This is a genomic window from Neomegalonema perideroedes DSM 15528 (assembly GCF_000374145.1).
GTDB classification, from domain to species: domain Bacteria; phylum Pseudomonadota; class Alphaproteobacteria; order Rhodobacterales; family Rhodobacteraceae; genus Neomegalonema; species Neomegalonema perideroedes.
Map to the genome: position 1 here is coordinate 31665 of NZ_KB893653.1, position 25919 is coordinate 57583.

At 69.4% G+C, this 25919-nt stretch carries 20 protein-coding genes; 16 read left to right on the forward strand and 4 right to left on the reverse strand.

Annotation, left to right across the window (positions count from 1 at the left end; all coding sequences use genetic code 11):
• Positions 1–33: 33 nt before the first annotated feature.
• The 4 genes from B161_RS18385 to B161_RS16005 all read left to right on the forward strand — a co-directional run bounded on the left by B161_RS18385 (position 34) and on the right by B161_RS16005 (position 4938).
• Positions 34–1410, forward strand: a complete 1377-nt coding sequence (locus tag B161_RS18385) for a glycosyltransferase (RefSeq protein WP_018631309.1) — start codon at positions 34–36, stop codon at positions 1408–1410.
• Entirely contained in the window at positions 1407–2939 is a 1533-nt protein-coding gene (locus B161_RS0100120; RefSeq protein WP_018631310.1) for an oligosaccharide flippase family protein, read from the forward strand. The genes B161_RS18385 and B161_RS0100120 overlap by 4 nt, the downstream gene beginning before the upstream one ends.
• 57 nt (positions 2940–2996) lie before the next feature.
• The gene (locus B161_RS0100125; RefSeq protein WP_018631311.1) at positions 2997–4385 is read left to right on the forward strand and encodes a cytochrome P450; all 1389 of its coding nucleotides are present in this window, start codon (positions 2997–2999) and stop codon (positions 4383–4385) included.
• A gap of 304 nt (positions 4386–4689) precedes the next feature.
• Positions 4690–4938 carry a DUF1127 domain-containing protein gene (locus B161_RS16005; RefSeq protein ID WP_018631312.1) on the forward strand — a complete coding sequence of 83 codons (249 nt, stop codon included), beginning with the start codon at positions 4690–4692 and terminating at the stop codon, positions 4936–4938.
• A gap of 469 nt (positions 4939–5407) precedes the next feature.
• On the opposite strand, the gene B161_RS0100135 is transcribed toward B161_RS16005, so the two are convergent.
• A complete protein-coding gene (locus tag B161_RS0100135; protein ID WP_018631313.1) occupies positions 5408–5623 on the reverse strand; it encodes a cold-shock protein in 216 nt (71 codons plus the stop codon).
• A gap of 275 nt (positions 5624–5898) precedes the next feature.
• On the reverse strand, positions 5899–6942 hold the full coding sequence (locus B161_RS0100140; RefSeq protein ID WP_018631314.1) for a porin: 1044 nt from the start codon (positions 6940–6942) through the stop codon (positions 5899–5901).
• A 345-nt stretch (positions 6943–7287) separates the two neighbouring features.
• Here B161_RS0100140 and B161_RS16010 point away from each other — a divergent pair, with 345 nt between their 5' ends.
• The 5 genes from B161_RS16010 (at position 7288) to B161_RS18390 (ending at position 12572) form a co-directional block, all read left to right on the forward strand.
• Positions 7288–7800, forward strand: coding sequence for a DUF3576 domain-containing protein (locus tag B161_RS16010; RefSeq protein WP_018631315.1), 513 nt, complete (start codon positions 7288–7290; stop codon positions 7798–7800).
• Between the two features lie 173 nt (positions 7801–7973).
• Positions 7974–9374: a threonine synthase gene (thrC, locus tag B161_RS0100150; protein WP_018631316.1), complete on the forward strand. Its 1401-nt coding sequence runs from the start codon at positions 7974–7976 to the stop codon at positions 9372–9374.
• The gene (locus B161_RS0100155; protein ID WP_018631317.1) at positions 9371–10630 is read left to right on the forward strand and encodes a M16 family metallopeptidase; all 1260 of its coding nucleotides are present in this window, start codon (positions 9371–9373) and stop codon (positions 10628–10630) included. The genes thrC and B161_RS0100155 overlap by 4 nt, the downstream gene beginning before the upstream one ends.
• A 1-nt stretch (position 10631) precedes the next feature.
• A complete protein-coding gene (locus B161_RS0100160) occupies positions 10632–11264 on the forward strand; it encodes a GNAT family N-acetyltransferase (protein WP_018631318.1) in 633 nt (210 codons plus the stop codon).
• An 84-nt stretch (positions 11265–11348) separates the two neighbouring features.
• Complete coding sequence (locus tag B161_RS18390; protein ID WP_018631319.1) at positions 11349–12572, forward strand: EAL domain-containing protein; 1224 nt, start codon at positions 11349–11351, stop codon at positions 12570–12572.
• Here B161_RS18390 and B161_RS0100170 read toward each other — a convergent pair.
• Positions 12569–15079 (reverse strand): penicillin acylase family protein, encoded by a 2511-nt coding sequence (locus tag B161_RS0100170; protein ID WP_026310082.1) that lies wholly within the window; start codon positions 15077–15079, stop codon positions 12569–12571. The genes B161_RS18390 and B161_RS0100170 overlap by 4 nt on opposite strands.
• A gap of 207 nt (positions 15080–15286) precedes the next feature.
• On the opposite strand from B161_RS0100170, the gene B161_RS0100175 reads away from it, so the two are divergent.
• From B161_RS0100175 to recF, 7 genes are all read left to right on the forward strand, one after another.
• On the forward strand, positions 15287–16171 hold the full coding sequence (locus B161_RS0100175) for an NAD(P)-dependent oxidoreductase (protein ID WP_018631321.1): 885 nt from the start codon (positions 15287–15289) through the stop codon (positions 16169–16171).
• A 40-nt stretch (positions 16172–16211) separates the two neighbouring features.
• Positions 16212–16652, forward strand: a complete 441-nt coding sequence (locus B161_RS0100180; protein ID WP_018631322.1) for a DUF2237 family protein — start codon at positions 16212–16214, stop codon at positions 16650–16652.
• 68 nt (positions 16653–16720) lie between these two features.
• Positions 16721–18685 (forward strand): lytic transglycosylase domain-containing protein, encoded by a 1965-nt coding sequence (locus B161_RS16020; protein WP_018631323.1) that lies wholly within the window; start codon positions 16721–16723, stop codon positions 18683–18685.
• 305 nt (positions 18686–18990) lie between these two features.
• A complete protein-coding gene (locus tag B161_RS0100190; protein ID WP_018631324.1) occupies positions 18991–19884 on the forward strand; it encodes an alpha/beta fold hydrolase in 894 nt (297 codons plus the stop codon).
• 53 nt (positions 19885–19937) lie between these two features.
• Entirely contained in the window at positions 19938–20894 is a 957-nt protein-coding gene (locus B161_RS0100195) for a threonine ammonia-lyase (RefSeq protein WP_026310084.1), read from the forward strand.
• Between the two features lie 134 nt (positions 20895–21028).
• Positions 21029–22156 carry a DNA polymerase III subunit beta gene (gene dnaN / locus B161_RS0100200; protein ID WP_018631326.1) on the forward strand — a complete coding sequence of 376 codons (1128 nt, stop codon included), beginning with the start codon at positions 21029–21031 and terminating at the stop codon, positions 22154–22156.
• Positions 22156–23304 (forward strand): DNA replication/repair protein RecF, encoded by a 1149-nt coding sequence (gene recF / locus B161_RS16025; protein ID WP_018631327.1) that lies wholly within the window; start codon positions 22156–22158, stop codon positions 23302–23304. Before dnaN ends, recF begins: the two co-directional genes overlap by 1 nt.
• A gap of 58 nt (positions 23305–23362) precedes the next feature.
• Here recF and B161_RS0100210 read toward each other — a convergent pair whose 3' ends face one another.
• On the reverse strand, positions 23363–25885 hold the full coding sequence (locus tag B161_RS0100210; protein ID WP_018631328.1) for a DUF2125 domain-containing protein: 2523 nt from the start codon (positions 25883–25885) through the stop codon (positions 23363–23365).
• Between the last annotated feature and the right edge of the window lie 34 nt (positions 25886–25919).

Sequence of the window (25919 nt, forward strand, 5' to 3'; positions counted from 1 at the left end):
CTTCGAGCCTCCTGAAGCCGGAGGCCGCGCCCCGTGAAGATCCTGCTCGTCTCCTTCCATTTTCCGCCGCACGCGCCTTTAGGCGCGCGGCGCCCGTCGAAGCTGGCGAAGCATCTTCTGGCGGCGGGATGGGATCTGCGGGTGCTCTGCGCGGCGGAGTCTCAGCCTCTGGCCGGGCCGCATGACCTCGAAATCGACCCTTGGCGCGTCTTCCGCACCGATTGGACCGATTGGCGGCTGCTGCCCGATCAGGCTTTGGCGAAGGTCTTCGGCGCGCCCGCGCCCTCCTCCGCCGCCGCCAGCGGCCATGGCGCGCCGCCGCCCGCGCGGCGGAGTCTGCGCAAGCGGGCGCGCTCCTTCGCGCGGCGGAGCTACGAACTCGCCTTTTGCCTGCCCGACGGCAAGCGCGGTTGGCGTCCGGCGGCGCTGAAGGCGGGCGAATCGATCTTCCGCGGCTGGCGTCCGGACGTGATCTACGTGAGCGCGCCGCCGCATTCCTCGATTTCTCTGGCGCGGGATCTGGCGCGTCTGGCCGGAGACGTGCCTTGGGGCCTCGAATTCCGCGACCGCTGGGCGGGGGATTCCTACGCCGACCATCCCGCATGGCGCCGGGCGCTCGACCGCCATATGGAGCGCCGCCTCATGGAGGAGGCTTCGCTGATCGGCGTGGTCTCGCCGCTTTGGGCGGAGGAGCTGGGGCGGCTCTACGACCCCGAGAAGATCGTCCTCTCCATGAACGGCTTCGACCCCGAGGACCAGCCCCTCGACAGCGGCCGGCCCGACCTTCAGCCGAACGGACTTTATCTGCTCTACGCCGGGGCGATCTATCCGGGACGCCGCGACATGGCCCCCGTGCTGGAGGCCCTCGCGCGGCTGACGCCCGAGGAGCAATCCGCGATCCGGCTCGATCTTTACGGCGATCCGCGCTTGCAGGCCGCCGCCGAAGAAGCCGCCGCGCGGGGGCTGAAGATCCGCGTCGAGGCCCATCCCTCCATCTCCCACGCCGAGATCGTGGCGCGGCAATACGCCGCCGACGTGAATCTGCTGCTCGGCTGGAACGACCCCCGCGAGGGCGGCACCATCCCCGGCAAGCTCTTCGAGCTGGCGGCGGCGCGGCGTCCGACCCTCGCCACCGGCTGGTCCGAGGGCGCGGCGGGACGGCTCATGCGCGAAAAGGGCCTCGGGCTGGTCTCGACCGATCCCGAGGAGATCGCCCTTTGGCTGCGCGGGCTGCTGGCCCGCAAACGCTCGGAAGGCGCCTCGCCGATTCTGCCCGCCGCCATCCGCGAGGGCCTGTCCCGCGCCGAGCAATTCGCCCCGCTGGAGGCCCGGCTGCGGCGGCTCGTCGAAGCGCGAAGGCGGGCCGAAACGCCTCAGGCCGCCCCCTCTCTCGGCCTCGCCGCCGAATGACCGCCCCCGCCCTTCCGCCGCCCGCTCTTCACCCGAAGACTCAGGAGGAGGGCGCGAGCGACATCGGACGCCGCGCGGCGGGCGGCGCGCTCTGGACCATCGGCGCGCGGCTGCTGCCGCGTCTGGCGGGCTTGCTGAGTCTGACGCTCATGGCGCGGCTGCTGACTCCCGCCGATTTCGGCGTGGTGACGCTCGCCATGGCTCTGATGCTGGCGCTTCAGGCCTTTTCGGATCTCGGGCTGAACGCCGTGCTGATCCACGACCAAGAGGCCGGGCGCGATCATTACGACACGGTCTGGACTCTGACGCTGCTGCGCGGAATCCTCATCGCTTCGGGGCTTTGGTTCGGGGCGGGCTGGGCGGCGGAGTTCTTCGCGGCGCCCGCTCTGGCGCCCATCGCCAAGGCTCTGGCGCTCGGGGCGCTGATGGAGGGCCTGCGCAGTCCGGCGGCGGTGAATCTGGTCAAAGGGCTCGATTTCCGCCGCGACGCCCTTTATGTGGCGCTCCCGAGGCTGGTTCAGACCTTCTCCTCCATGGGGCTGGCTTTGGCCCTCTGGCCCGATTCCCGCGCTCTGACGGGGGGAATCCTCATCGGCGGCGCTTTGGGGCTGATCCTCTCCTATCGCCTCGCGCCCTGGCGGCCGCGCTTCACCTTCCGGGCTCTGGGCGAGGTGATCGACTACGCGAAATGGATGTTCGCCTTCAACGTCGTGGAGTTCCTGCGCCAGAAATTCGACGCTCTGCTCATCGGGCGGATGCTCGGGCCGGGGGCGGTGAGCCTCTATCTGCTGGCCCATGAGCTGGCCCATCTGGCCGCGACCGAGATCGCGGCTCCGGCGCGGCGGGCGCTGCTGCCCGGCTACGCCAAGCTTCAAAACGACCTTTCCGCCCTGCGCCGCGATTTCGGCGTGACCTTCGCGGCGGTGGCTCTGGCGGCGGCGCCCATGGCGGCGGGAGTCGCTCTGATCGCGGATCCGCTGGTGGCCTTCGCCTTCGGCCCGCAATGGACCGAGGCCGCGCCGGTGCTGCGGATTCTCGCGCTGGCGGGATTCTGCACGGCGGCGGCGGGAAATTGTCAGCCGGTGCTGATGGCGACCGGAGCGCCCAAAGGACTTGCGCCGATCTCGCTGGCCTCTCTGGCGGTGGGCGCGAGCGGCATGGCGCTGGGGCTCAAGCTGAACGGGCTGCAAGGCGGCGCATGGGGCGTGGTCGCCATGAGCGGGGTTTATCTGAGTCTGAATCTGCGGGCGGCGCTGAAGCGGCTGGATCTGCCCTTGCGGGCGGCCCTCGCGCCGGGGCGGCGCATCCCTTGGGCGACGGCGGCCATGGCGCTGGTCGTCTGGACGGGGCTGCGGCTCGCGCCGGAAGGGACGCCGCCCGTCCTGCTCTGCCTCGCGGCGGCGGGACTCGGCGCGGCGGCCTATATGGCGGCGCTCTGGGGGCTCTGGCGGGCGGCGGGGAGGCCCGAAGGCGTGGAATCCCTCGGCTTCGGGCTGGCGGCGCGGCTGCTGCGACGGAAAGCCGCCTGAAATTGCGGGCGCCGGGCCGAGCGCCCATATCCGCAGGACGAGATCAGGAGGCGCTTCATGGCCGAATCCGTCCTTCCGCCGCGGTTCTCGCCGCCGCCCAAGCCGCTGAACGTGGCTCAGGCGCTTTGGCGGATGCTCCGCGGCGCCGACGATATGGAGATGGTCCCGCAAGCCGCCTATGAGGAATTCCTCGTCGAGCAGCCGACGAGCTTCGGGCCGCGGGTCTTTTATCTCACCGGGCCGGAGGAGACGCGCCGTCTGCTCGTCGAGAACGCCGCCAATTATCATAAAAGCCTCCTGACGCGGCGGATCCTCGGGCCGGGGCTGCGCGAGGGGCTCATCCTCGCCGAGGATGAAGTCTGGCGACGCCAAAGGCGGGCCATCGCGCCCTTGTTCCAGCCCCGCGCCTTCGAGGGCTACGCCGCCGCCATGACCCGCGCCGGAATCGAGCTCGCCGAGGCTTGGGCCGAGACGCCCGGCGGAATCGTCCGCGCCTCGGAGGGAACCGCCTACGCCACTTACGACGTCATCATGGCCGTGCTCTTCGGCGGCGACATGGGCTTCGACCGTCAGGAGCTGCGCGAGGCGGTGGACGTCTATCTCGACACGGCGGGGCGGCTCGGGCCGCTGGACCTCGTCAAGACGCCCTCATGGCTGCCGAGGCCCCGCGTCGCGCGCGGCGCCCGGGCGGTGGCGGGCTTGCGCGAGGCCTTCCGCAAGCTGACCCGCGAGCGCCGTGCGCAAGGCGCCTCTTCCGAAACGCCCGATCTGCTGGACCGCCTGATCTCCGCCGCGGATCCCGAGACCGGCGCGCGGCTGGACGACGAGGCCGTCGTCGACAACGTCCTGACCCTGATCGTGGCCGGGCATGAGACCACGGCTCTGGCTTTGGCCTGGAGCCTCCATCTCCTCGCGACCCATCCCGAGGCGCAGGACCGCGCCGCCGCCGAAATCCGCGAGGTTCTGGGCGAATCCCCCGCCCGCGCCGCCGACGTCGCCCGCCTGCCCTATCTCAAGCAGGCGCTGAACGAGGCTCTGCGGCTCTATCCGACCATTCCGGCGGCTCTGCGGACGGCGGTGGGGCCGGATCGCCTCGGGGATCTGGAGATCCGCCCGACCGACGTCTTCATCATCCCGCTTTACACGGTCCATCGTCATCGGCGGCTCTGGGAGAAGCCCGACGCCTTCGACCCCGAGCGCTTTGCGCCGGAGCGCGCCGCCCGGATTCCCAAAGGCGCCTTCATGCCCTTCGGCGCGGGCCCGAGAATCTGCGTCGGGGCGAGCTTCGCCATGACCGAGGCGATTCTGATTCTGGCGGAGATCCTGCGCCGTCTGAGCTTCGCGCCCGTGGAAGGCGCCGAGGTGCGGCCTCTGACCCGCCTGAGCCTCAAGCCGACCGGCGGACCGCCTTTGCGCGTCGCCCCGAGAAGCCTCCGGAGCCGGTGATTTTCGCCTTCCAAGAGGGCGCGGCGTCTTTTTTGCGCCCGCGAAGCGATTTCGGAGCAGGCTTTCCTTTGAACGCGCAAGAAACTGATTTCCGCCCGCTCAGAGGCTTTCAAATCGTTTTGAGAGAGCCTTGCGCCGCCGACAAGGGTGATATGCGCCGGAGCGGGATTGGAGTTTCGGGGGTTTTCGCCTATATTGCATTGCACAAGAGAGCGGCGCGGAACTTCCTCCTCGCATCCGGCGATCGGGAAAATCCGAGAGTAAAAACCACCGCCTCGCAACGGCCTTTTAGAAAGATCGCATCATGTTCAAGAGCATCGTCTCCTACTTCTCCCGTCAGGCTCAGAGCCGCGCCCTCGCCTCCGAACTGGGCTCCATGACCGACCGCCAGCTGGCCGACATCGGCCTGAGCCGCGGCGACATCGACTTCGTCGTGCAGCAGAGCTACGGCGCTCAGCCCGAGCAGCAGGTCGTCGCCGGCGACGTCTACGGCCGCAACCTCGCCCGCGTCTCCAATCTGACGACCATCTACGCCGGAAGCCGCCTCGCGTGAGGCCGCTGCGCGCGGTCCGGCCGAACCGGCCTTCTTCTCAAGATTTCTGATCCGCCTCGGAGGCTTCTCCGGGGCGGATTCGCTTTGCGGCCCCTCCGGAACTCCGCCCGCCTCGGGCTTGAGGCTCCCGGCCCGACGCCTCTCGCGAGAGCGTCTTTCGCGTCAGCCGGACCCGCCCCGCGACGCTCTGAAACGCCGCCGGAGAGCAGGCGGCCGCCTCGTCGGAGCGCCGCGCCAAGTCACGGCGCGCTCCGTTACTTGCAGGCGCCTCGGGTTTCAGCAAGACGAGACCCGGAAAACCAAGACGAAACAGCTTGCGGAAGGGCGGCGCAGGCGGCAGGCCCGCCCTCGGATCCGGCGCGCCCGCAGGAGGAAGGCCGATCCGCGCCTGAGGACCGCCTTAAAACGACGAAAGCGGCCTTCGCAGGCCGCTTTCGCCGTTTTCAAGAGCATGAAGGCGGACGTGCGTTCAGCGCGCCGCCGTAACTCGAAGCTCGCCCGCCGAAGAACGGCCGCGACGGTCCTGAATCAGCTCGAAATTGATCTTCTGCCCCTCGGTGAGGGTGGTGAGGCCAGCGCGCTCGACGGCGGAGATATGGACGAAAACGTCCTGTCCTCCGGTCTCGGGCTGAATGAAACCATATCCCTTTTCGGGATTGAACCACTTGACGGTGCCAGCGGTCATCGCATGCTCCTGAAATTCGGCGTCCAAACGAAAGCTCAGCCGTCCAGCGGCCGTTTTTTCAGCTCGTTTCCGAAGCTCAAGTCATCCGCAAGTCGGTAGCGGGCCGATCTATACCATGGTTGGGGGACGCCGCGAAAGTGAAAACTCGCGCTCCAGAGGAGCCGGGCTTTTTCTCATACAGGCGAAAAACTAGAATATTTCAAGAACAATCAGGGCGAAAAAAGAGCGGGCCTAAGCCCGCTCAAAAGTCGAATACTGGCGCGCGCAGGCGATCCTTAGAAGGAGAGCTGCGTCACGAGGCCCGCACCGAAGCGGTCCGAAGCGTTCGGCGGATCGACCCACTCGACGCCGGCCGAGATCACGACGCCCTGGCCGAGCTCGTAGTCGACGCCCAGCGAGGCGCCCTGAGCGACGTCGCCCTTGCTGCGGGTGATGGAGTCGCCGCGGCCATAGGCGGCGCCGAAGGTCCAGGGGCCGGTGTTGTAAGCGCCGCCGACGCCGAAGCCGTCCCAGCCGTTGCCGTCGTCCTCATAGGCCGCGCCCACGGTGAACTGGCCGAAGCCGACGTTGCCGCCGACAGCCCAAGAATCGTCGCTGTTGCGGCCGGCGGGGTCGATGGTGTAGCCGCCGCCGACGTCGACGGTGACGTCGTTGAAGTTGCCGGTGTAGCGGACGCCGAACTCCCAAGCGTCGTCGCTGGTGGTCAGGGCGGTGTTGGTGTGACGGGTCGGACGGGTCGCGTCAGGCACGTAGGAGACGCCAGCCTTCAAACCGGAGAAGGAGGGGGTCCAGTAGGTGACCTTCAGGCGATCGTTGGTCTCGCGACCGTCGAAGCTCCAGCCGCCGTCGGTGGTGTCGAAATAATCGAAGAGGAAGCCGCCGCCGTTGGCCGCGTTGAACCAGGTGCCGGACACGCCGGGGGTGCTGCGGTCGTGCGCGCCGTCCTCATGGCCGACTTCAAGACGACCGAAGCCGCCTTCGACCCAACCCACCGACTCGGTGTAGTGGTCGCCGTGGCCGCCGATGGTCCAGTTGTTCTGGTTGATGCTCGGCGAGGAAGCGGTCTCGATCGGGAAGACCAGACGGGCGCCGAAGGTCAGGCCGTTGTCCAGCGTGCCGCGCGCGGTGGCGATCAGCTCGCCGTCGGCGATGAAGGCGCCGCGGGAGGTGCGGTCGGTGAAGGCCTTGGAATGCAGATAGCCGGCGCCGAAGGTGTAGCTGCCGGAAAAGCCGAGCTCAAGGCCGGCCGCCGAGGCGCCGCCGACAGACGCGAAGGTCGTCGCGATCAAGGCGGAAGTGCCGAAAAGAATCTTCTTCATTTGGTCCCTCGCACTGTAGTGTGAGTTCGTTTGCATGCGCGGCGAAAGCCGATTAACGCTCTTCCACCTCGCGCTTTGTAGCCTGATCGGGGCCTCTTTGGTCAAGTCGGAATAGGACCACCCCTGACGACGGGGTCGCGTTGTTACAAGCCGGACACAGTTTTTACTTCGAACGCCTCGGATTTTACCCCTCCGGAGGCGGTTTGCGGCGCTTGGCATCCGGAGCGCCCTTGTTTAGATTCTTTTCAGGAATTCCGCTCTTGCGCCTCGGCGCCCGAGGCGGCGCCCGAAGACGACGGCTCCGGCGGCTCGGTCCGACGGAAGACCCTTGAAGGGGATATCCCAATGACGAAACGCGCGCGCGCGACCGCGACGGCGGCTCTTACGGCCTTGGTTCTGAGCGGATGCTCGACCCCCAAAGGCGTCGAGGTCGGGCCGCCCGATCCGATCGAAACCTCCAAGCCCGGCCTCTTCGGCCCCGGCGGGCTGAAGCTCTTCGGCGCGGCCTCGAACCGGCGCGGCGCCGTCGAGACGCTCGGGGTCAACGCCTATCTCTGGCGGGCCTCGCTCGACACTTTGTCGGTTCTGCCTTTGGCCTCGGCCGATCCGCTCGGCGGGGCGATCACCACCGATTGGGGACGAATCGGGACCAATCCCAACGAGCGCGTCAAGGCCACGGCCTATGTGCGCGGCGCCGACCTCAACGCCGCCGGGCTCGAGGTGGTGGTCAACCGGCAGGTGAGCGACGGACTCGGCGGATGGCGCGACGCTCCGGTCGCCGCCGACACCGCCCGCAGGCTGGAGGACGCCATTCTGCTGCGCGCCCGCCAGATCCGCATTCAGGAGACGGGACGCTGAGGCTCTGACGCCCCCCGGCGCAAATCCTCAAGAGCCCCGTCCGAACGGACCCCGGCGCGGCGCCGCAGAACGCGCCCGCCGCCCCGATCCCCCTTTCCATCGCCGCGCGGTCGGGGATAGTAAGGCGCGCCTCCGCAAGGCGGCGGCGCCGATCGAACATGGAGACTTCACGAATGCGATACGTCAGCACGCGGGGCGCCGCTCCGGTCCTCCCCTTCGAAGAGGCCATGCTGACGGGGCTGGCGCGCGACGGAGGGCTTTACGTCCCTGAGAGCTGGCCGGGCTTCTCGCAGGCCGATCTCGAAGCCTTCGCGAGCCTGAGCTACGTCGAGACGGCGGCGCGGGTCCTGCGGCCCTTCATGGACGAGGCCTTCCCGGACTCCGAGCTGATCCCCTTGCTGGAAGCCGCCTATGGCCGCTTCGACTCGAAGCTGGTGGCGCCTCTGGTCCAGATCGGCCCGAACGACTGGCTGATGGAGCTCTTCCGCGGCCCGACCCTCGCCTTCAAAGACGTGGCGATGCAGCTCATCGGCCAGCTTTTCGACGCGGCTCTGGCGCGGCGCAACGCCCGCATGGCCATCGTCGGGGCGACCTCGGGCGACACCGGCGCCGCCGCCATCGAGGCCTTCAGAGGCCGCGAGAACGTCGACGTCTTCATCCTCTATCCGCATGGGCGGGTCTCGGAGTTCCAGCGGCGGCAGATGACCACGCCCGTCGAGGCCAACGTCCACGCCCTCGCCGTCGAGGGCGATTTCGACGATTGCCAAGCCTTGCTCAAGGCCATGTTCAACGATTTCGAGTTCCGGGACGGGCTGAATCTCGGGGCGGTGAACTCCATCAACTGGATGCGGGTTCTGGCCCAGAGCGTTTATTACGTCCGGGCTCTGGCGGCGCTCGGGGCGCGGCCGGGGCGCGAGGTCTTCTTCAGCGTGCCCACCGGGAATTTCGGCGACATCTTCGCCGGATGGGCGATCAAGCGCATGGGCCTGCCCGTCGGGCGGCTGGTCGTCGCCGCCAACGCCAACGACATTCTCGACCGCACGTTGAAAACCGGAATCTACCGCCGCGCCGCCGCGACGCTCCCCACCAGCAGCCCGAGCATGGATATTCAGATCTCCTCGAATTTCGAGCGTCTGGTCTTCGAATTGCTCGACCGCGACGGCGCCGCGACCGCCCGGCTGATGCGGGATCTGTCCGAAAAGGGAGAATTCGCCCTGCCGCCCAAGGCTCTGGAGCGGCTGCGGGCCGAATTCGACTCCGCCTCCGCCGACGAAGCCGAGACTCAGGCCGTCATCGCGCGAATCCGCAAGGAGGCGGGCTTCCTCGTCGATCCGCATAGCGCGGTCGGGATCTCCGCCGCGACTCGCGCGAGAGGCGATTCGCGCCTGCCCATGGTCGCCCTCGCCACGGCCCATCCGGCGAAGTTCCCCGAGGCCGTCGAGGCCGCCACGGGCGAGCGTCCCGCGCCGCCGCCGCATCTGGCCGACCTCCATGCGCGCCCCGAGCGCGTGACGCGCCTGCCTAATGATCTGGCCGCCGTTCAGGCCCATATCCGCGGAAAGGCGCGCGCATGATCCGCGTCGACCGCCTGCCCAACGGATTGCGCGTCGCCACCGAGCGCATGGCCCATCTCGAAAGCGCCGCCCTCGGCGTCTTCGTGGACGTGGGCGCGCGCTCGGAGGCCCCCGCCGAGAACGGCGCCGCCCATTTCCTCGAACATATGGCCTTCAAAGGCACCCGACGCCGCAGCGCCCGGCGCATCGCCGAGGAGATCGAGAACGTCGGCGGCTGGATCAACGCCTACACCGCCCGCGAATCCACCGCCTATGTGGTGCGCGTGCTCGCCGGAGACGTTCCGCTCGGGCTGGACATCCTCGCCGACATCCTCCGCGACTCGGTCTTCGATCCGCAGGAGCTGGAGCGCGAGCGCGAAGTGATTCTCCAAGAAATCGGCGAATGCTTCGACACCCCGGACGACGTGCTCTTCGAATGGCTTCAGGAAGTCAGCTATGAGGGCCAGCCCCTCGGGCGCTCGATCCTCGGCACGCGCAAGACGGTCAAGGCTCTGAAGCGCGAGCAGATTCAGGGCTATATGGGCAAGCATTACAAGCCCGGCTCCATGGTGGTGGCCGCGGCGGGCGCCGTGGACCATGACCAGATCCTCAAGCTCGTCGAAGGGCTCTTCGGCGACATGGCCCCCGAGGCCCGCGCCGAATTCGCCCCCGCCCGCTTCACCGGCGGCGTCAAGCGCAAGAAGAAATCTCTGGAGCAGGCGCATGTCGCCTTCTCTCTGCCCGCCCCCGGCGCGCTGGAGGCCGAGAAGCTCGGGCTGGCGCAGGTCTACGCCACCGCCATGGGCGGCGGCATGTCCTCGCGGCTGTTTCAGGAGATCCGCGAAAAGCGCGGGCTCTGCTACACCGTCTCGGCCTTCGCCCAGAGCCAGAGCGACAGCGGCGAATTCACCGTCTACGCCGGAGTCGGCGAAGCCCGCATCGGCGAGGCCATGGGCGCGCTCGTCGACGAATTGCAGGAAGGCGCCTCCGCCCTCTCCGAGGAGGAGGCCGCCCGCGCCCGGGCTCAAATCCGCGCCTCCATCCTCATGAGCCGCGAATCGCCCATGAGCCGCGCCGAGAGGCTCGCGCGGCAATTGCTGACCTACGGCCGCGTCGTCCCCACGGAGGAGACCCTCGACCGCGTTGATTCCGCGAACGCCGCGAAGCTCCGCGATTTCGGCGCCGATCTTCTGAAGCGCGCCCCGGCCCTCGCGCTCTACGGCCCCATCGACAAGGCTCTGGAGACCGAAGCCTTCGTCGAAAGGCTGGCGGGCTGAGATGCGGACGCCCCTCGATCTTCTCCGGAGGATCCGGGAGGCGGTGGAGCCGCCCGAGCCTCCCGCGCGCGACGGCGAACGGCTCGAATCGGCGCGGCTGATCCTGCGGACGCCGCGCGCCGCCGACGGCGAATCCTGGATCGCCGTGCGGCGGGCCAGCGCCGACTTCCTCCAGCCCTGGGAGCCGCTTTGGCCGAGCGACCATCTCAGCCGCGCCTCCTGGCGGCGGCGGCTGGCCTGGATGCGCGCCGAGACCGAAGCCGACCGCGCGCGCTTCTGGCTGCTCTTCCTGCGCGAGCGCCGGGAGGAGGTGGTGGGGGGGCTCTCCATGACCCAGATCCGGCGCGGCGCCTCCTCTTCGGCGCAGATCGGCTATTGGATGGGCCGATCCTACGCCGGACGCGGCCTGATGACCGAAGCCGTCGACGCCGCCCGCGGCCACGCCTTCCGGAAGCTCGGTCTGCGGCGGCTGGAGGCGGCTTGCCTGCCCGCCAACCTCCCCTCGCAGCGGCTTTTGCGGCGTCTGGGCTTTCAGCAAGAAGGCTTGGCGCGCGGCTATCTGGAGGTCAACGGCCGTCCGGAGGACCATCTCCTCTTTTCCCTGCTTGCGGAGGACGCTCCGGATACGCGATGATGCGCGGACGTTTTACGTGATTTGAATGCTCCGGGCGCGACGGGACGCGGGCGAAGCGACGCGGGTGAAGCCGGGTGAATCTCTGTGGGATCTGATGGACGAGGGAGCCTGCGGCGAGGACGCGGCGGCGGAGCGGTTTGCGCGCTGATCCGGCTTTCGGCGCGCTTTCAGAACGAAGAGGCCGAAAGTCTGCGGGATCCGGCGCTCCGGCGGGCGGCGGGGGCGGCGCTCGGGGCGCGGCTGCGCAACGGCCTGAGGCCGGAGGACCGCTTGCGGATCCGCCTCGGCGAAAGCTTCGAGTTCCTCGTGGCGGCGACCGCCGATTCTCAGGGCGCGCGGGCGCTCGGCGAGCGGATGCGGGCGCGGATTTCGACCGCTCTGGCGGTGGGCGGCCTGCGGCTGGCGCCGGAGGCGGCCATGGGCTGGGCCTCTGTCGAAAAAGGCCCCGACATGGCGGGCGCCGGAAGGCGCGACCTCCGGATCTGGCGGGCGGCGGCGGCTCAGGCCCGCCAGAGGCTGCGCCGGGAGCTGACGCGCGCCGATTCCGCCTTAGAGGCCCTCCTGCGCGCCGCGCTGAAGACGGATGGGCTGAAGCTGCTCCATCAGCCGCTGCTCGATCTGCGGAGGCGGCGGATCTCCGGCGCCGAGGCCCTTTTGCGGCTGACCGCTCCCGCCGCGCCCGGCCCGGCGAGCTTCATTCCCGTAGCCGAGCGGCGCGGCCTGATTCTGCCGCTCGGCGAGGCGGCTCTGCGCATGGCCGCCGAAGCCGCCGCCCGCTGGAGCCGCGCGACGGACCGGAGCTTCCGGCTCGGGGTGAACGTCGCGCCGCAGCAGCTGGAGGCGGAGGATTTCCCCGACATGGCTCTGCGGCTTTGCGCTCAGGCGCGCTGCGCGCCGGGTCTGCTGGTTCTGGAGATCACCGAATCCGCCGCGCTGAGCGACCACGCCGCGGCGGCGCGGCGGCTGGAGCGGGTGCGGGCCGCCGGATTCCGCGTGGCGCTGGACGATTTCGGCGCCGCCCACAGCGATCTCGAAAGGCTCTCCGCCCTGCCCGCCGATCTGCTCAAGATCGACGCCGCGCTGGTCGAGCGGGCGACGGACTCCGCGCAGGGCGCGCGGCTGCTGGAGAGCCTCGGGGCTCTGGCGCGGACGCTCGGCATGGAGAGCGTCGGCGAGGGGGCGCGCTCGGCCCGGCATCTGGAGCTTCTGCGCCGGACGGGGCTCGATTACGCGCAGGGCCATGAGATCGGCCCGCCGCTGGAGGAGGCCGAATGGCTCGCCCGCATGGGCGAGCCTTGGGGAGGTTAGGGCGGCGTCAGGCGCATCACGCCCACGGCGCCCGCCTCGGCGTCTTCGCGCAGCATGGAGAGCGTCGCGTAGTCTCCCGCCCGCCAGAGCAAGGAGAAATCCGCGTAGAAGCGCGAGAGGAAATGACCGCTCTGCCCCGTGCTCAGCGCATAGACCGAGCGGTCGAGGTCGGCGAAGTCGTAGATGGCCCGATAGCCGCCCGAATGGCGGTTGGCGTAAGGCTGCGGCCCGGTCCAGCGCATCAGGCCGCGATTGATCGTATAATCGTCGCCGCCCGATTCATGCACGATGTCGAAGATCCAGCCGAGATCCAGACCTAAAAGCCGCCGCTCGCCGAGGGGGTCGTGCTGATGGATCGCCGGATGGGCCCGCCCCCAGCGCCAGGCGGAGATGTCCGGCCCCCAAGTCTCGGACAATCGGTCCAGCGCCTCGTCGAGGGCCTCGCCCGCCAGATCCTGACAGCCGCGCGCCGAAGAAGACCCCGCCGCCGCGCACCAGGCTTCGCCGACCGGACCCGCCTCGAAGACCCGCAGCAGAAACTCAGGCCGCGCGCCCGGCAGACGCGCCGCCGCGTCGCCTAAGCCCTGTTTAAGCAGACGGCTGGTCAGAACGTCGAGCCAAGCGGTGAAGATCAGAGGCTCGGCGGCCTCGGCGCGCATTTCGCCGTTCCAGTCGAGCATCAGCCGCTTGAGCGCCTCCAGACGGCGCCGACGACGCGGATCGGTCGGGGGAGCTCCTTCGGATTCCGCCTTCCAGAGCGGCCCCGGAATCACCGGCGAGACCGCGATGGCCATATCCGAACCCACGTCGTTTTGAATCTGGCGAAAGCCCGCCGCCGTCTGCGGATCGCGCTCCAGCAGACGCTCGATGCGCGCCAGACGCCAAGGCGCGTCCCAATCGAAGGAGATATGGCGCGGATAGGCCTCCGAGCCGATCTTGGCGTTGGCCGCCGCCACCCGCCCCTCCGGCGGACGCACCACGCGCGGCAGATCCTCCGGCTCCATCCAGCCGAGCCAATCCCCTTCCTCGGTCCAGCCCATGGCGGGCAGATAGCCCCGCGTGCGGCTGGCCTCGGGGCGCAGAGGCGCCCGGCCCGCCGCCGTCATGGCCACGCCGCCCTCGTCGGCGACCGCCAGAGCCAAAGCCGGCGCCACGATCTTCTCGGAGGCCCGCAGCGCGTCCTCCAGAGTCTGGGCGCGGTTCAGCCCGAGGAAGGCGTCGAGGGTCGTGTCGTCCTCGGCGAGCCCCGTCCAGGCCAGAGCCGGGACATGGCCCTCGGGCGTGATCGCCGCGAGGTCGAAGAGCTCCAGAGGCAGGACCGGGCCGTGGCGCGTCTCGCGGATCGTCGCCTCGCGCGAAGGCGCTCCCCGCGCCTTCAGGATCTCGCGGCGCTCCAGAAAGGCCTGAGCGCCCTCCGGGGTCAGATAGGCCGAGCCGTCGCCCGGCGCGATGCGTTCGATGAAGAGATCCTGATCATCCGCCCCGAGCGCCGCTCCGCCCCAAGCCACGCGGGCCGTGCGGCCGAAGATCACCGCCGGGATTCCCGGCAGAGTCGCGCCCATCACCCGCAAGCCCGGCGCCTGAAGCCGCGCCATATGCCATTGCGTCGGCGCGGTCAGGGGCAGATGCGGATCATTGGCCAGAATCGGGGTGCGGGCCGCCGTGCGCGCGCCGCTCACCGCCCAGACGTTGGAGGCGCCCGCCGCGCCCGGGCTGGCCAAAGCCGCCAGCCCCACATGAGGCGCCAGACGCTCGGCGTCGCGATCCGGGATCGGCGACGGAGAGCGGCGCGCGGGAGGGCCGGGCGGCGGCGGCGGCGGCCCCATCTCGGGGGGCGGCGGCGAGAGATCCGCCGCGCCCTCGGCCTCGAAGACCAGCAGCGCCCGCTCCGGCGGCAGACGATTCAGCAAAAGCGCCCGCCGCAGCTCCTCGGCTTGGGCGCCGCTCGCGCCGAGCGCGAAGAGCTTCAGCAGCGCGACGGAATCGGCGGGCCGCCAATCCTCCAGCGGATCGGAATAAACCCAAAACTCCGGCGCCCCGCGCCCGAGGCCCGTCCGCGCCTCGGCGAGGCGCAGATTCACCCCCGCCGCGTAAGAATCCAGAATCCGCCGCGTCGCGGGATTCAGCGCGCTGAGGCTGGCCTCGGCGCGGCCCGTGAGATTCAGCGCCCGCAGATATTCGTCCAGCCGAAAGGCCGAGGGCCCGAAGATCTCCGCCAGACGCCCCTGCGCGGTCTTGCGCGCGAGAATCATCCGCCAGAGCCGATCCTGCGCATGGGCGTAGCCGAGGGCGTAAAAGGCGTCATGTTCGGAGGCGGCGAAGATATGCGGCATGGCCCGCGAATCGCGCAGGATCTCGACCTCGGCGGAAAGCTCCGGCGCGATCCGGCGGCCTCCGTAATCGGGCAGAGAACGCGAAGCCAGAAACCAGGCCAGCGCGAGTCCGCCCGCGCCCGCCAAAAGCAGCGCCGTCGTCAGCCGCCGAACCGCCCGCAGAAATCCTCCCATCGCCGCTCCCGCCGCCATGTCCGCCGCCTTGCTCTCACGCCCGGCGGACTTGACCCGAGGGCCGCGTCCCGCCACCTTGGGGGCGTATCCGTCCTGCGCGGAGCGGTCAACGCTCCATGCGGGGCTCGAAGCGACGCAAAACGATAGGAGGCGCAAGGCGCTTTCCGAGGTTCGGGGCGCGCTTCCATCAACAGGAGAGCGCGGATCATGGCGCGGACGGCCTTCGTCGGTTTGGGAGTCATGGGCTTTCCCATGGCCGGACATCTGAAGCGGGCGGGCCATGAGGTCGCCGTCTTTAACCGCAGCCCGGCGAAGGCTCAGGCTTGGGTCGCCAAGCACGGCGGCCGCGCCGCTCCGACCCCCGCCCAAGCCGCCGAAGGGGCCGAGTTCGTCATGATCTGCGTCGGGAACGACGCCGATCTGCGCGCCGTGACCCTCGGGCCGGAGGGAGTCTTCGCGGCCATGGCGCCGGGCGCGGTCTGCGTGGACCACACCACCGCCTCGGCGGCGGTCGCGCGGGAATTGGCGGCGGAGGCGGCCCGGCGCGGATTCTTCTTCATCGACGCGCCGGTCTCGGGCGGGCAGGCGGGCGCCGAGAACGGGGCTCTGGCGATCATGTGCGGCGGAGACCCCGCCGCCTACGACCGCGCCGAGCCGGTCATGGCCGCCTACGCCAAGCTTTGCCGGCGCTTGGGCGATTCGGGCGCGGGGCAGCTCTGCAAGATGGTCAATCAGATCTGCATCGCCGGAGTCGTGCAGGGGCTCTCCGAGGCTCTGGCCTTCGCGGATAAGGCGGGGCTCGACGCTCAGGCCGTGATCGACGTGGTGTCCAAAGGCGCGGCGCAAAGCTGGCAGATGGAGAATCGCCATGGCTGGATGGCCGAAGGGCTGGCCTCGGGCGCCTTCCAGCCGGATCGCGGCTTCGCCGTGGACTGGATGCGCAAGGATCTCGGAATCGTTCTGGACGAATCCCGCCGCAACGGCGCTAAACTGCCCCTGACCGCGCTGGTGGATCAATTCTACGCCGACGTGCAAAGCATGGGCGGCGGCAGATGGGACACCTCCAGCCTGATCATGCGTCTGAAGGACTGACGCCCCCTCTTACGCCGGACCCCCCGGCCGGAGATTCCGGATGAGCGGCTCGCCTAATCCTCCCGTGATCGTGATCCGCCGCCGCGCGCCTTCGCGCAACGTGCTCGGGGGGCCGTTGGAATCCTGCTCGCGCGAGCCGCTCACGGGATTTTACCGCAACGGCTGTTGCGACACGGGCGTCGAGGATTTAGGCTCGCACACCGTCTGCGTCGTGCTGACGGCGGAGTTTCTCGCCTTCTCCAAGACTCGCGGCAATGATTTGTCAACTCCGCGGCCTGAATTTCGGTTCGCGGGACTGAAGCCCGGAGACAGGTGGTGCCTCTGCGCCTCGCGCTGGCGCGAGGCCTATGAAGCGGGCGCCGCGCCGAAGGTCGTGCTGGCCGCGACCCATCGGGAGGCGCTGCTCCAGGCGCCCCTCGAGGCCCTGCTCTCCATGGCCGCGGACCCGCCGGAGGAGACCGACGAAGACGAAGCGCGCTGAGAAGGCCCAAAGACGTTCGGTTCAGGGCGTTCGGGGACGCGCCGCGCGCAAAAGCGGGATGTGAGGCGATGAGGCGGATCGGCGTTCTGGCGGGTTTTCTGGCGAGCTTCTGCGCGGCGGCGCAGGCTCCGGCCCATCCTTTGAGCGAATTCTCCGACGCGGCCGCGCGCGAATTGCGCGCCGCCCGCGCCGCCGCCGAAAAAGGCGACTGGGGCGCGGCCGCCACGGCCTCCCATCGCTCGGGCGACCCCGCCGGACCGCAGATGATCCGCTGGCTGCGCCTGCAGGACGAGCGCGCCGCCGATTTCGACTCCGCCGCCGAATGGCTCGCCGAGCATCGCGGCTGGCCCGCCGAGACCACGATCCGCCGCATCGCCGAACGCAAGACGCCCGCCGACACGCCTCCGGCGCGGGTGGTCGCCTTCTTCGGCGCGGAGGCCCCTTTGACGGCCCGCGGCGCTCTGCGTCTGGCCGACGCGCTCAAGGCTCAGGGCCGCGAGGCCGACGCCGCGGCGGTCGCCGCGCGGGCTTGGGCGGGGCTGGTCTTCGACGCGGGCGAGGAGCGCGAATTGATCGCCCGCCATGGGGCCTCCCTGCCCCGCGGCGCCCATGAGGCCCGCTTGGAGCGGCTGCTCTGGGAGGGCAGGCTCGCCGAGGCTCAGCGCCTGCTCCCGCTGGCCGCTCCGGAGGCTCGGCGGCTCGCCGAAACGCGGCTGGCGCTGCTGCGCGGCCAGGATCAGGCCAATGGGCTGCTCGCGGCCCTGCCCGCCGCCCTGAGGGCGCATCCGGGCGTGGCGCATGGGCGGATGATCTGGCGCAACGGACGCGGTCTGATCGCCGAAGCGCAAGCCATGCTGCTCGAAGCCACCCGCGAGGGCAAGCTCGGCGCGCCGGAGCGTTGGGCGGAGCGGCGGCGGCTTTGGTCGCGCCAAGCCTTCGAGGCGAAGCAATATCGCCGCGCCTTCGATCTGGCGGCGCCTCATGGAATCGCGCCGGGCGGCGATCAGGCGGAGCTCGACTGGTTCGCCGGATGGATGGCCCTGCGCCATACCGGCGAGCTCGGCGCGGCGCGGAATCTCTTCGGCGGAATCTACGAGACCGCCCGCATGCCCATCAGCCGCGCGCGCGGCGCCTATTGGGCGGGGGAGGCGGCGGCCCGCGCGGGCGACGCTCCGGCCGCCCGGACCTGGCGTCAGCGGGCGGCGGCCTTCTCCACCACCTTCTACGGCCAATTGGCGGCCACCAAGCTCGGCGGGCCGCCGGTGGACGGGCTGCGCGCTCCGGCCGCCGCCGAAGCCTCTCCGCCGCCGCCCGCCGATTGGCGCGACGCGGCGCGCATGGGCTTCGCCGTCGCGGCCTCCGGCGACGCCCGCCGGACTCAGGAGTATTTCGGGGCTCTGGCGCGCAACCTCGACGAGCCGGGGCTGCGCAGCGTCGGACAAGCCGCCCTCGACGCCGAGCTTTGGGGCGCGGGCGTGGCGGTCGGCAAACAGGCGCTGGTCAAGGGCGTGCTGCTGCCCAACGCCTCCTATCCTCTGGCGCCTCTGCCCGCGCGTTCGGGCTGCGGATCCCAAGTGGAGCCCGCCTTCATCTACGCCATCATCCGTCAGGAAAGCGAATTCAACGCTCAGGCCGTCAGCCGCGCGGGGGCGCGCGGGCTGATGCAGCTCATGCCCGCCACCGCCCGCGAAGTCGGACGCAGCGTCGCCGCGCCCTCGGACTCCGCCTCGCTCACCGCGAACGCCGAAGCGAACATCCGGCTCGGCGCCTGCTATCTGGAGCGGGTGCTCGATCAATTCGAGGGCTCCGTGGTTCTGGCCGCCGCCGCCTATAACGCCGGACCAAGCCGCGCGCGCCAATGGATCGGCGCTTTGGGCGATCCGCGCGCGCCGGGCGTGGACGCCGTGGATTGGATCGAATCGATCCCTTTCTCCGAAACGCGCAATTACGTTCAGCGCGTGGTGGAGGGTTATTACGTTTACCGCTTCCGTTTGGGCGAGCCCGCTCCTGATCATCGGCTGGCTCAACGGTAAACGTGTTTTTCATCCTTGAAAGGCGCCGGCGCAACTCCGGCGCCTGAGGAATTCCTGATGTTCGTCATAAAATTCAAAGCCTTGATTTGAGTTTTTCAACGCAGGGCTTTATCGAAAAATCGAGAATACGCGCGAGAAGCGAGTTCCTTTTCCCTTGCCTTGCGCGCCGATTGCGTTACTCTCCGTCCCGGAATGGGGCGTTCCGGGGCCTTCGGACGATCAGAGGCCCATAGATCGGCCTTCGGACGATCAGAGGCCCGCGGAGCGCTTCGCCGCAGCAAGCCGCGCAAGATGGGGTGGGGGCTATGGAATCGGCGCAAGAAGGCCATCGGGCGCGGAGCTTCCGCGCGGCCGACGGCTTGACCCTCGCCTTTCGCGATTACGGATCGCCCTTTTCTCAGCGCACCCCTGTGATCTGCCTTGCGGGCCTGACTCGCAACAGCAAGGACTTCGATCCGCTCGCCCGCCGTCTGGCCTCCAACCGCCGCGTGCTGACCCTCGACGCCCGCGGGCGCGGCGCTTCGAGCTATGATCCGAAATTCGAGAATTACAATCTCATCGTCGAAGTCGGCGACGCGCTGCAGCTCGTCTCCAGCGAATTGCGCCGCCCCTGCGCCATCGTCGGCACCTCGCGGGGGGGGCTTCAGGCGCTGATCCTCAACGGGGTCCGCCCGGATCTCGTGCGGGGCGTGGCGCTGAACGACGTCGGGCCGGAGCTCGCGCCGCAAGGGCTGGCGCGGATCTTCGGCTATCTCGGAATCCGCCCCGAGCCTCTGGAGAGCTGGGCCGACGCCGTCGCCGCTCTGAAGGCCAATAACGCCGCGGATTTCCAGCTCAGCGAAGCGCAATGGCTCGACTGGGCCAAACGCAGCTTCCGCGAGACCCCCGAAGGCCGCCTTGAGCTCGATTACGACCCCAAAATGCGCGACGCCGCCCTCGCCGCCGCGAAAAACGCGCCGGGCGGCGATTTCTGGCCGCAGTTCCGCGCGCTCGCCGATAAGGAGACCCTGCTCATCCGGGGCGAGAACTCCGATCTGCTGACTCTGGAGACCGTCGCCAAGATGCGCCGCGTCAAACCCGATCTCGTGACCGCCACCGTGCGCGGCCGGGGACATGCGCCCTTCCTCGACGAGCCGGAGGCTCTGAACGCTCTGGACGCCTTCCTCGCCCGCCTCGATTCCCGCGAGCGCGCCCTGTGAGCCCCGCCTCCAAAGCCGCGGCGGGCGAAGCCGCGCCGCCGAATTTCGGGGATCTGCTGGCCGCCGCCGGAAGACTGACGGGAGTCGCCCGGCGCACGCCGCTGCTCGAAGACCCCTTCCTCAACGAACAGGCCGGGCGGCGGGTTCTGGTCAAGGCGGAATGCCTCCAGAAGACCGGCAGCTTCAAATTCCGGGGCGCATGGAATCGGCTTTCGGCCTTGCAGGGCGAGGCCCGCATCAGGGGCGTGGTCGCCTTTTCTTCGGGGAATCACGCGCAGGGCGTGGCCTATGCGGCCCATCTGCAAGAAATGCCCGCCGTGATCGTCATGCCCAAGGACGCCCCCGCCGCCAAGATCGGGGCCACCCGCCGCTACGGCGCCGAGGTGGTCCTTTACGACCGCCTGACCGAAGACCGCGCCGCCATCGCGCGCCGTTTCGCCGAAGAGCGCGGCATGACCTTGGTTCCGCCCTTCGAAGATCCCTTCATCATCGCCGGACAAGGCACGGTCGGGCTGGAGATCGCCGAGCAGGCCCATGAGGCGGGCGCGACGCAGGCCGAGGTTCTGGTCAACGCCTCGGGCGGCGGATTGGCCTCCGGAATCGCTCTGGCGCTCGCCGAGCGCGCGCCGGGCCTGACCGTCCGCACCGTGGAGCCCGCAGGCTTCGACGATTGGGCGCGCTCTTTGGAGGCGGGCGCCATCCGGACCAATCACGCCGTGGGCGGCTCCATTCAGGACGCGCTCATGTCGCCGAGCCCCGGCCTCCTGCCTTTCGCCATCGGCCGCCGCGCCTTCGGCCCGGGCCTCGCCGTCGGCGACGAAGAGGCTCTGCGCGCCATGGCCGTCGCCTTCGCAAGGCTGAAGATCGTGCTGGAGCCGGGCGGGGCGGCCTCTCTGGCGGCGGCGCTCTTCCGGCGCGAGGCGCTTCAGGGCGAGGCCGTCGTGGTGGTCGCCTCGGGCGGCAATGTGGATCCGGCGCTCTTCGCGCGGGCTCTCGCGTCAGGCGCCTGAGGCGCGGATCGACGTCGGCGCAGAACGCGCAAGATTCTGGCCTTTTGCGAATCGGGCGGCTAATCTGCCGCCCCAAAAACCCGGATTCCCCAAAAACCCGGATTCATCGTCGGATCAGCGCGAAGGACGGCTCCATGAAGGCGATTCTCGAACGCGGCGCCTTGTTGAAGGCTTTGAGCCATGTGCAAAGCGTCGTCGAGCGGCGGCAGACCATGCCGATTCTCGCCCATGTGCTGCTCCGCGCCGAAGACGGACGCCTGACCCTCGCCGCCACGGATCTCGGCATCGAGGCCGTCGAGAGCGCCGCCGCTCAGGTCGAGACGCCGGGCGGCGCCACGGCCCCCGCTCAGACGCTCCATGAGATCATCCGCAAGCTGCCCGACGGCGCGCAGATCTCGCTGAGCCACGATCCCGCCGCCGCGCGTCTGGAGATCGTGGCCGGGCGCTCGCGCTTCGAGCTGGCCACCCTGCCCGACGCCGATTTTCCCCGCATGGCCGCCGCCGAATACGCCGCGCGCTTCGTCATGAAGGCGGGGGCGCTCAAGCGCATGCTGGATAAGGCGAAATTCGCCATGTCCTCCGACGAATCGCGTTATTACCTCAACGGCGTCTATCTGCATCTGGCGCAGACCGAGGGCGGCGTCCGGCGTCTGCGGGCCGTGGCCACCGACGGCCATCGCCTCGCGCGCATCGAGGCCGATCCGCCCGAGGGCGCCGAGGCCATGCCCGCCAAGGGCGTGATTCTGCCCCGCAAGACCGTCACCGAGCTGGGCAAGCTGCTGGAGGACGCCGAGGCCGAGGTCGAGGTCTCGGTCTCCGAGGATAAGGTGCGCTTCGCCTGCGGGCCGGTGGTGCTCACCTCTCTGGTGGTGGAGGGCGACTTCCCGGATTATTCGCGCGTCATTCCCCGCCATAACGACAAGCGCCTGCACGCCGATCCGAAGCTGCTCGCCGCCGCCGTGGACCGCGTGGCCACCGTCGCCACCGACAAGACCAACGCCGTCAAGCTGACGCTGGAGGAGGATAAGCTCACCCTCTCGGTGATCAGCCCCGACAACGGCAGCGCCGCCGAGGAATTGCTCGTCGGCTATGGCGCGGCGCCTCTGGAGATCGGCTTCAACGCCCGCTATCTGCTCGACATCCTCGGGCAGATCGAGAAGGGCGACGCGGCCTTTTTCCTCGCCGATCCCAACGCCCCCATGCTCGCCCGCGACGGCGAGGACGAAAGCGCGCTCTACGTCGTCATGCCGATGCGCGTGTGATGGCGGGCGGGGCTCCGGCGCGGGCGGCTCTGAGGCTGCGTCTGGCGCGGTTCCGCTCCTGGAGCGCCCTTCAGCTTGAGATTCCCGCCGGGGCTTCGGTCGCGCTGACCGGCCCCAACGGCGCGGGCAAGACCAATCTTCTCGAAGCCCTTTCGCTTTTAGCCCCGGGACGCGGCCTGCGCGGCGCCTCGCCGGAGGAGTTCGCCCGCCGTCCCGAGCGCGCGGGCTGGGCCGTCGAAGTCCTCTGGCGCGCGCCGGAGATCGAAGCCGATTCGGCGGAATTGCGCGTCGGCGCGGATTCCGAAGGCCGCCGCGTCGCGCGGCTCGACGGCCGCGAGGTGGGGCGTTCGGCTTTAGGGGCTCCGGCGCGGCTGGTCTGGCTGACTCCGGCGCTGGATCGTTTGTTTCTCGAATCCCCCGGCGACCGCCGCCGCTTCTGGGACCGCCTGACCCTCGCCTTCGTCCCGGAGCATGGCGAGCGCGCCCTCGCCTATGAGCGGGCCATGCGCGAGCGCAATCGGCTTCTGGAGGAGGCGTCTCCCGATTCCCGCTGGCTCGGCGCCTTAGAGGAGGAGATGGCCCGCGCCGGAACCGCCCTCTCCCTCGCCCGCGTGGAGACGCTGCGCCGTTTGTCGGCGGCGGCCGAAGAGGCCTCCGAGGATTTCCCCGCCGCCCGCCTGAGTCTGACCGGCCTGCCGGAGGAGGCTCTCGCCGAGGGCTTCGCGCCCGAAGAAGCCGAAGCCGCCTTCCGCCGCCGCCTCGCCGAGGGCCGCCCCCGCGACGCCGCCGCCCGCCGCGCGCTGATCGGACCGCATCGCATGGATCTGGAAGCCGTCTACGCCGCCAAGGAGACGCCCGCCGCGCTCTGCTCCACCGGCGAGCAAAAGGCTCTGCTGGTCGGGATGATCCTCGCCCACGCCCGCGCCTTGGCGGAGTTCGACGACGCGCCGCCGGTGCTGCTGCTGGATGAAATCTCCGCCCATTTCGACGCCGGACGCCGCGCGGCGCTGTTTCAGGCTCTGGCGGATCTGGGCGCGCAGGTCTGGATGACCGGCGCCGAAGCGCGGCTCTTCGAAAGCGCCCCGCCTGAGACTCTGCGTCTGACCGTGCGCGAGACTCTGGAAGGCTCGGTGCTGGAGGGTGCATGAAAAAGGCGCCGGGGGATGACCCCGGCGCCGCCGTTTTCACTTTAAGATCGAAAGCCGCTCAGGGCTGAGTCGGCGCAGGCGCGGCCGGAGCCGTCGGCGCAAGCTCCTGACGCAGGCGCTCGGCTTCGTCGCCGAGATTCCGCAAGCCGCCCTCGACGCCCTCGCGCAGATGCTGAGCGCCCTCCTCGGCGCCGCGCTGGATCTCTTCGAGGCTCGGAGCCTGCTCCTGAAGCTGCTGAACGCCCTCTTCGACGCCCTCGCGCAGATGCTGGACGCCTTCCTCGGCGTCCTGCCGGAGCTGATCGACGCTCGGCAGGCCCTCGCGCATCTCCTCGACGCCCTGCTGCAGCTGCTGAAGGCCGCCTTCGGCGTCCTGAAGGATGCGCTCGCCGCTGGGCAGGCTCTCCTGAATTCCCTCGACGCCCTCGCGGACGCCCTCCTCAAGTCGCTGGATCCCCTGCTCCGCCTCCTGATGGAGCTGGTGGGCCCCCTCTTCGAGGTTTTGCTGAAGCCGCTCAAGGCTTCCCTCGGTCTCGCCTTCGGGCGCGGCCGGGGCGGGAAGGGCGGGAGCGGCCTCCAGAGGCGCCGGAGCGGGCGGAGCGACCGCAGGCGTCTGAGCCTCCGGCGCGTCGAGCGGCGCAAGCTCCTGCTCCTCGACTCCGTTCAGCTCCTCGTCCAGCGGAAGATCCTCCTCGAAGGGCCATTCCTCCTCCGCGGAGGGCGCGGCGCCGACGAGGCCCGGCAGCTCCGCCATGGGATTGTCGTTGACGGTCAGCACGCCGTCCTCGCCCGCCGCGATGCGGAAGACGGTCTCGCCCGCCTCGTTCTCCTCGCCGAGCATGCCGATCATGCCCTCGGCCATGGCCGAGGCGTCCGGCGGCGCGAAGCCCGCGTTCACCAGCGACGTGAGGAAGGGGCTCCAGTTCTTGAGGCTGACCAAGCCTTCGCCTCGCGGCGGAGCCGAGGGATTCGCAGGATCGAGGGAGGCTTCGCCGCTCGCCTTGGCCACGAGGCCCAGCGCGTCGACGGTCACGTCCTCGATCTTGACGCGGCTCGGGAAGAAAGGCGCCTTCCCGGCCGCCATGGCCGCCTCAAGAGCCTCCTGATCGCCGAGGCTCGCGTTCACGACGACGTCGCCGGAGAAGGCGATCCGCAGGCGGTTGACCTGACGGTCCAGCGCCCCGGTGGGATCGATCAGATCCCAAGCGCCTTCGTTCAGGTTCACCTTGTCGAAGTCGTATTCGAAGACGAAGGGCTGCGGCGCCTCGGCGGCGAGCAGCGGGCCCTTGAGATTCACGACGAGGTCGCCGACGTCGCCCGAAACCTCGGCGGGGCCGGAGAAGGCGAAGACGTTCGCCGCCGAAGAGGCGGAAATGTCGAAGACGCCCTTCTGCAGCCCGACCACGCCCGAGTTCGCGCCGCTTTTCACGTCCAGATTGAAAGCCGGAACCGGCGGCATGGAGTTGAAGGGATCGGCTTCGGCGGCCTCGTTCGGCGTGGACTTCATGGCCACGTAGGAATCGGCGGCCTTATATTCGAAGCGGGCGTCGACCTTGGAGAAATCGGGCAAGACGCCCGCCTCCAGCTTGGCGGCGTCGAATTGGGCGAAGGTCGCCTTATCGGCGGAGCCTTTGAATTCGAATTTCCCGTAACCGGCGTCGCTGGAGACCGTGATGGGGCCTTCGGTCTGAGTCATCGTGTAGCTCAGAGCGTCGCCGACCAGAGTGAAGTCGATCTTCTCCGGCCCGTCGACGAAGCTCAGGCGGGCGTTCGTGGACTTCACCGGCAGCGCGATTTCAGGGCGGTCGCCGGTTTTGATCTTCAGATCCGTCAAGGCGGGCAGCAGAATCTCGCCGCGCTGGGTTCCGCCCTGACGCGAGGTTTTGGAGGTCAGGCTGGAGAACCCGATGGTCGCCACGCTGTCGACCAGCCCCTCTTCGCCGAAGGCGGGGTTGGGCATGGCGCTGCGCGTCGTCGCCGAGAAATTCGAGAGGACGCTCTCCAGATCCATCGCGGCGCCGGTGGTCCCCTTCAGCGTGAGGGGGCCCGCGGCGACGGAGAAGTCTTTCGGGCCGGGGACCAGCTTCTGGGCGTCGGTCAGCGCGCCGGTCAGCGTCGCCCCGAGGGAGTCGGCGGCCAGATCATAGGCCGCGGCCGCGGAGTCGGAGCCGTCCGCCGAGCCGCGCAGATTGACGATCTTCAGATCGCCGGAGAAGCGGCGGTCGTCCAAGGTCAGATCGATCTTGGAGGTCTCGGCCATGCCGGTGATCTGGCCCTTGCTCGGCGAGAACATCGCCCAAGAGCCTTCGATCCACGGAATGGTCGTGGTCGCCGCGACCTTCCGGCCGAATTGCTCCTGCGTCGAGGAGACCACCAGATTCTCGATGCGGGCGTTATGCTTGAAGGGAAAGCCGGTGACGGTCACGGGACCATGCGTCACGTCCAGCCCATGGGCCTTCAGCGCCGCGGTCTGCTGCGCGACGGCCTGCGGAATCTTGCCTTTGACGAAAAACCAGCCGCCAACCCAGGCGGCGGCGGCTAAAGCGACCACCGCGACGAGGCCCTTGCCCATCTTACCCATATGCACGCTCCTTCGGCGAAGTTTCGCCCTCCTC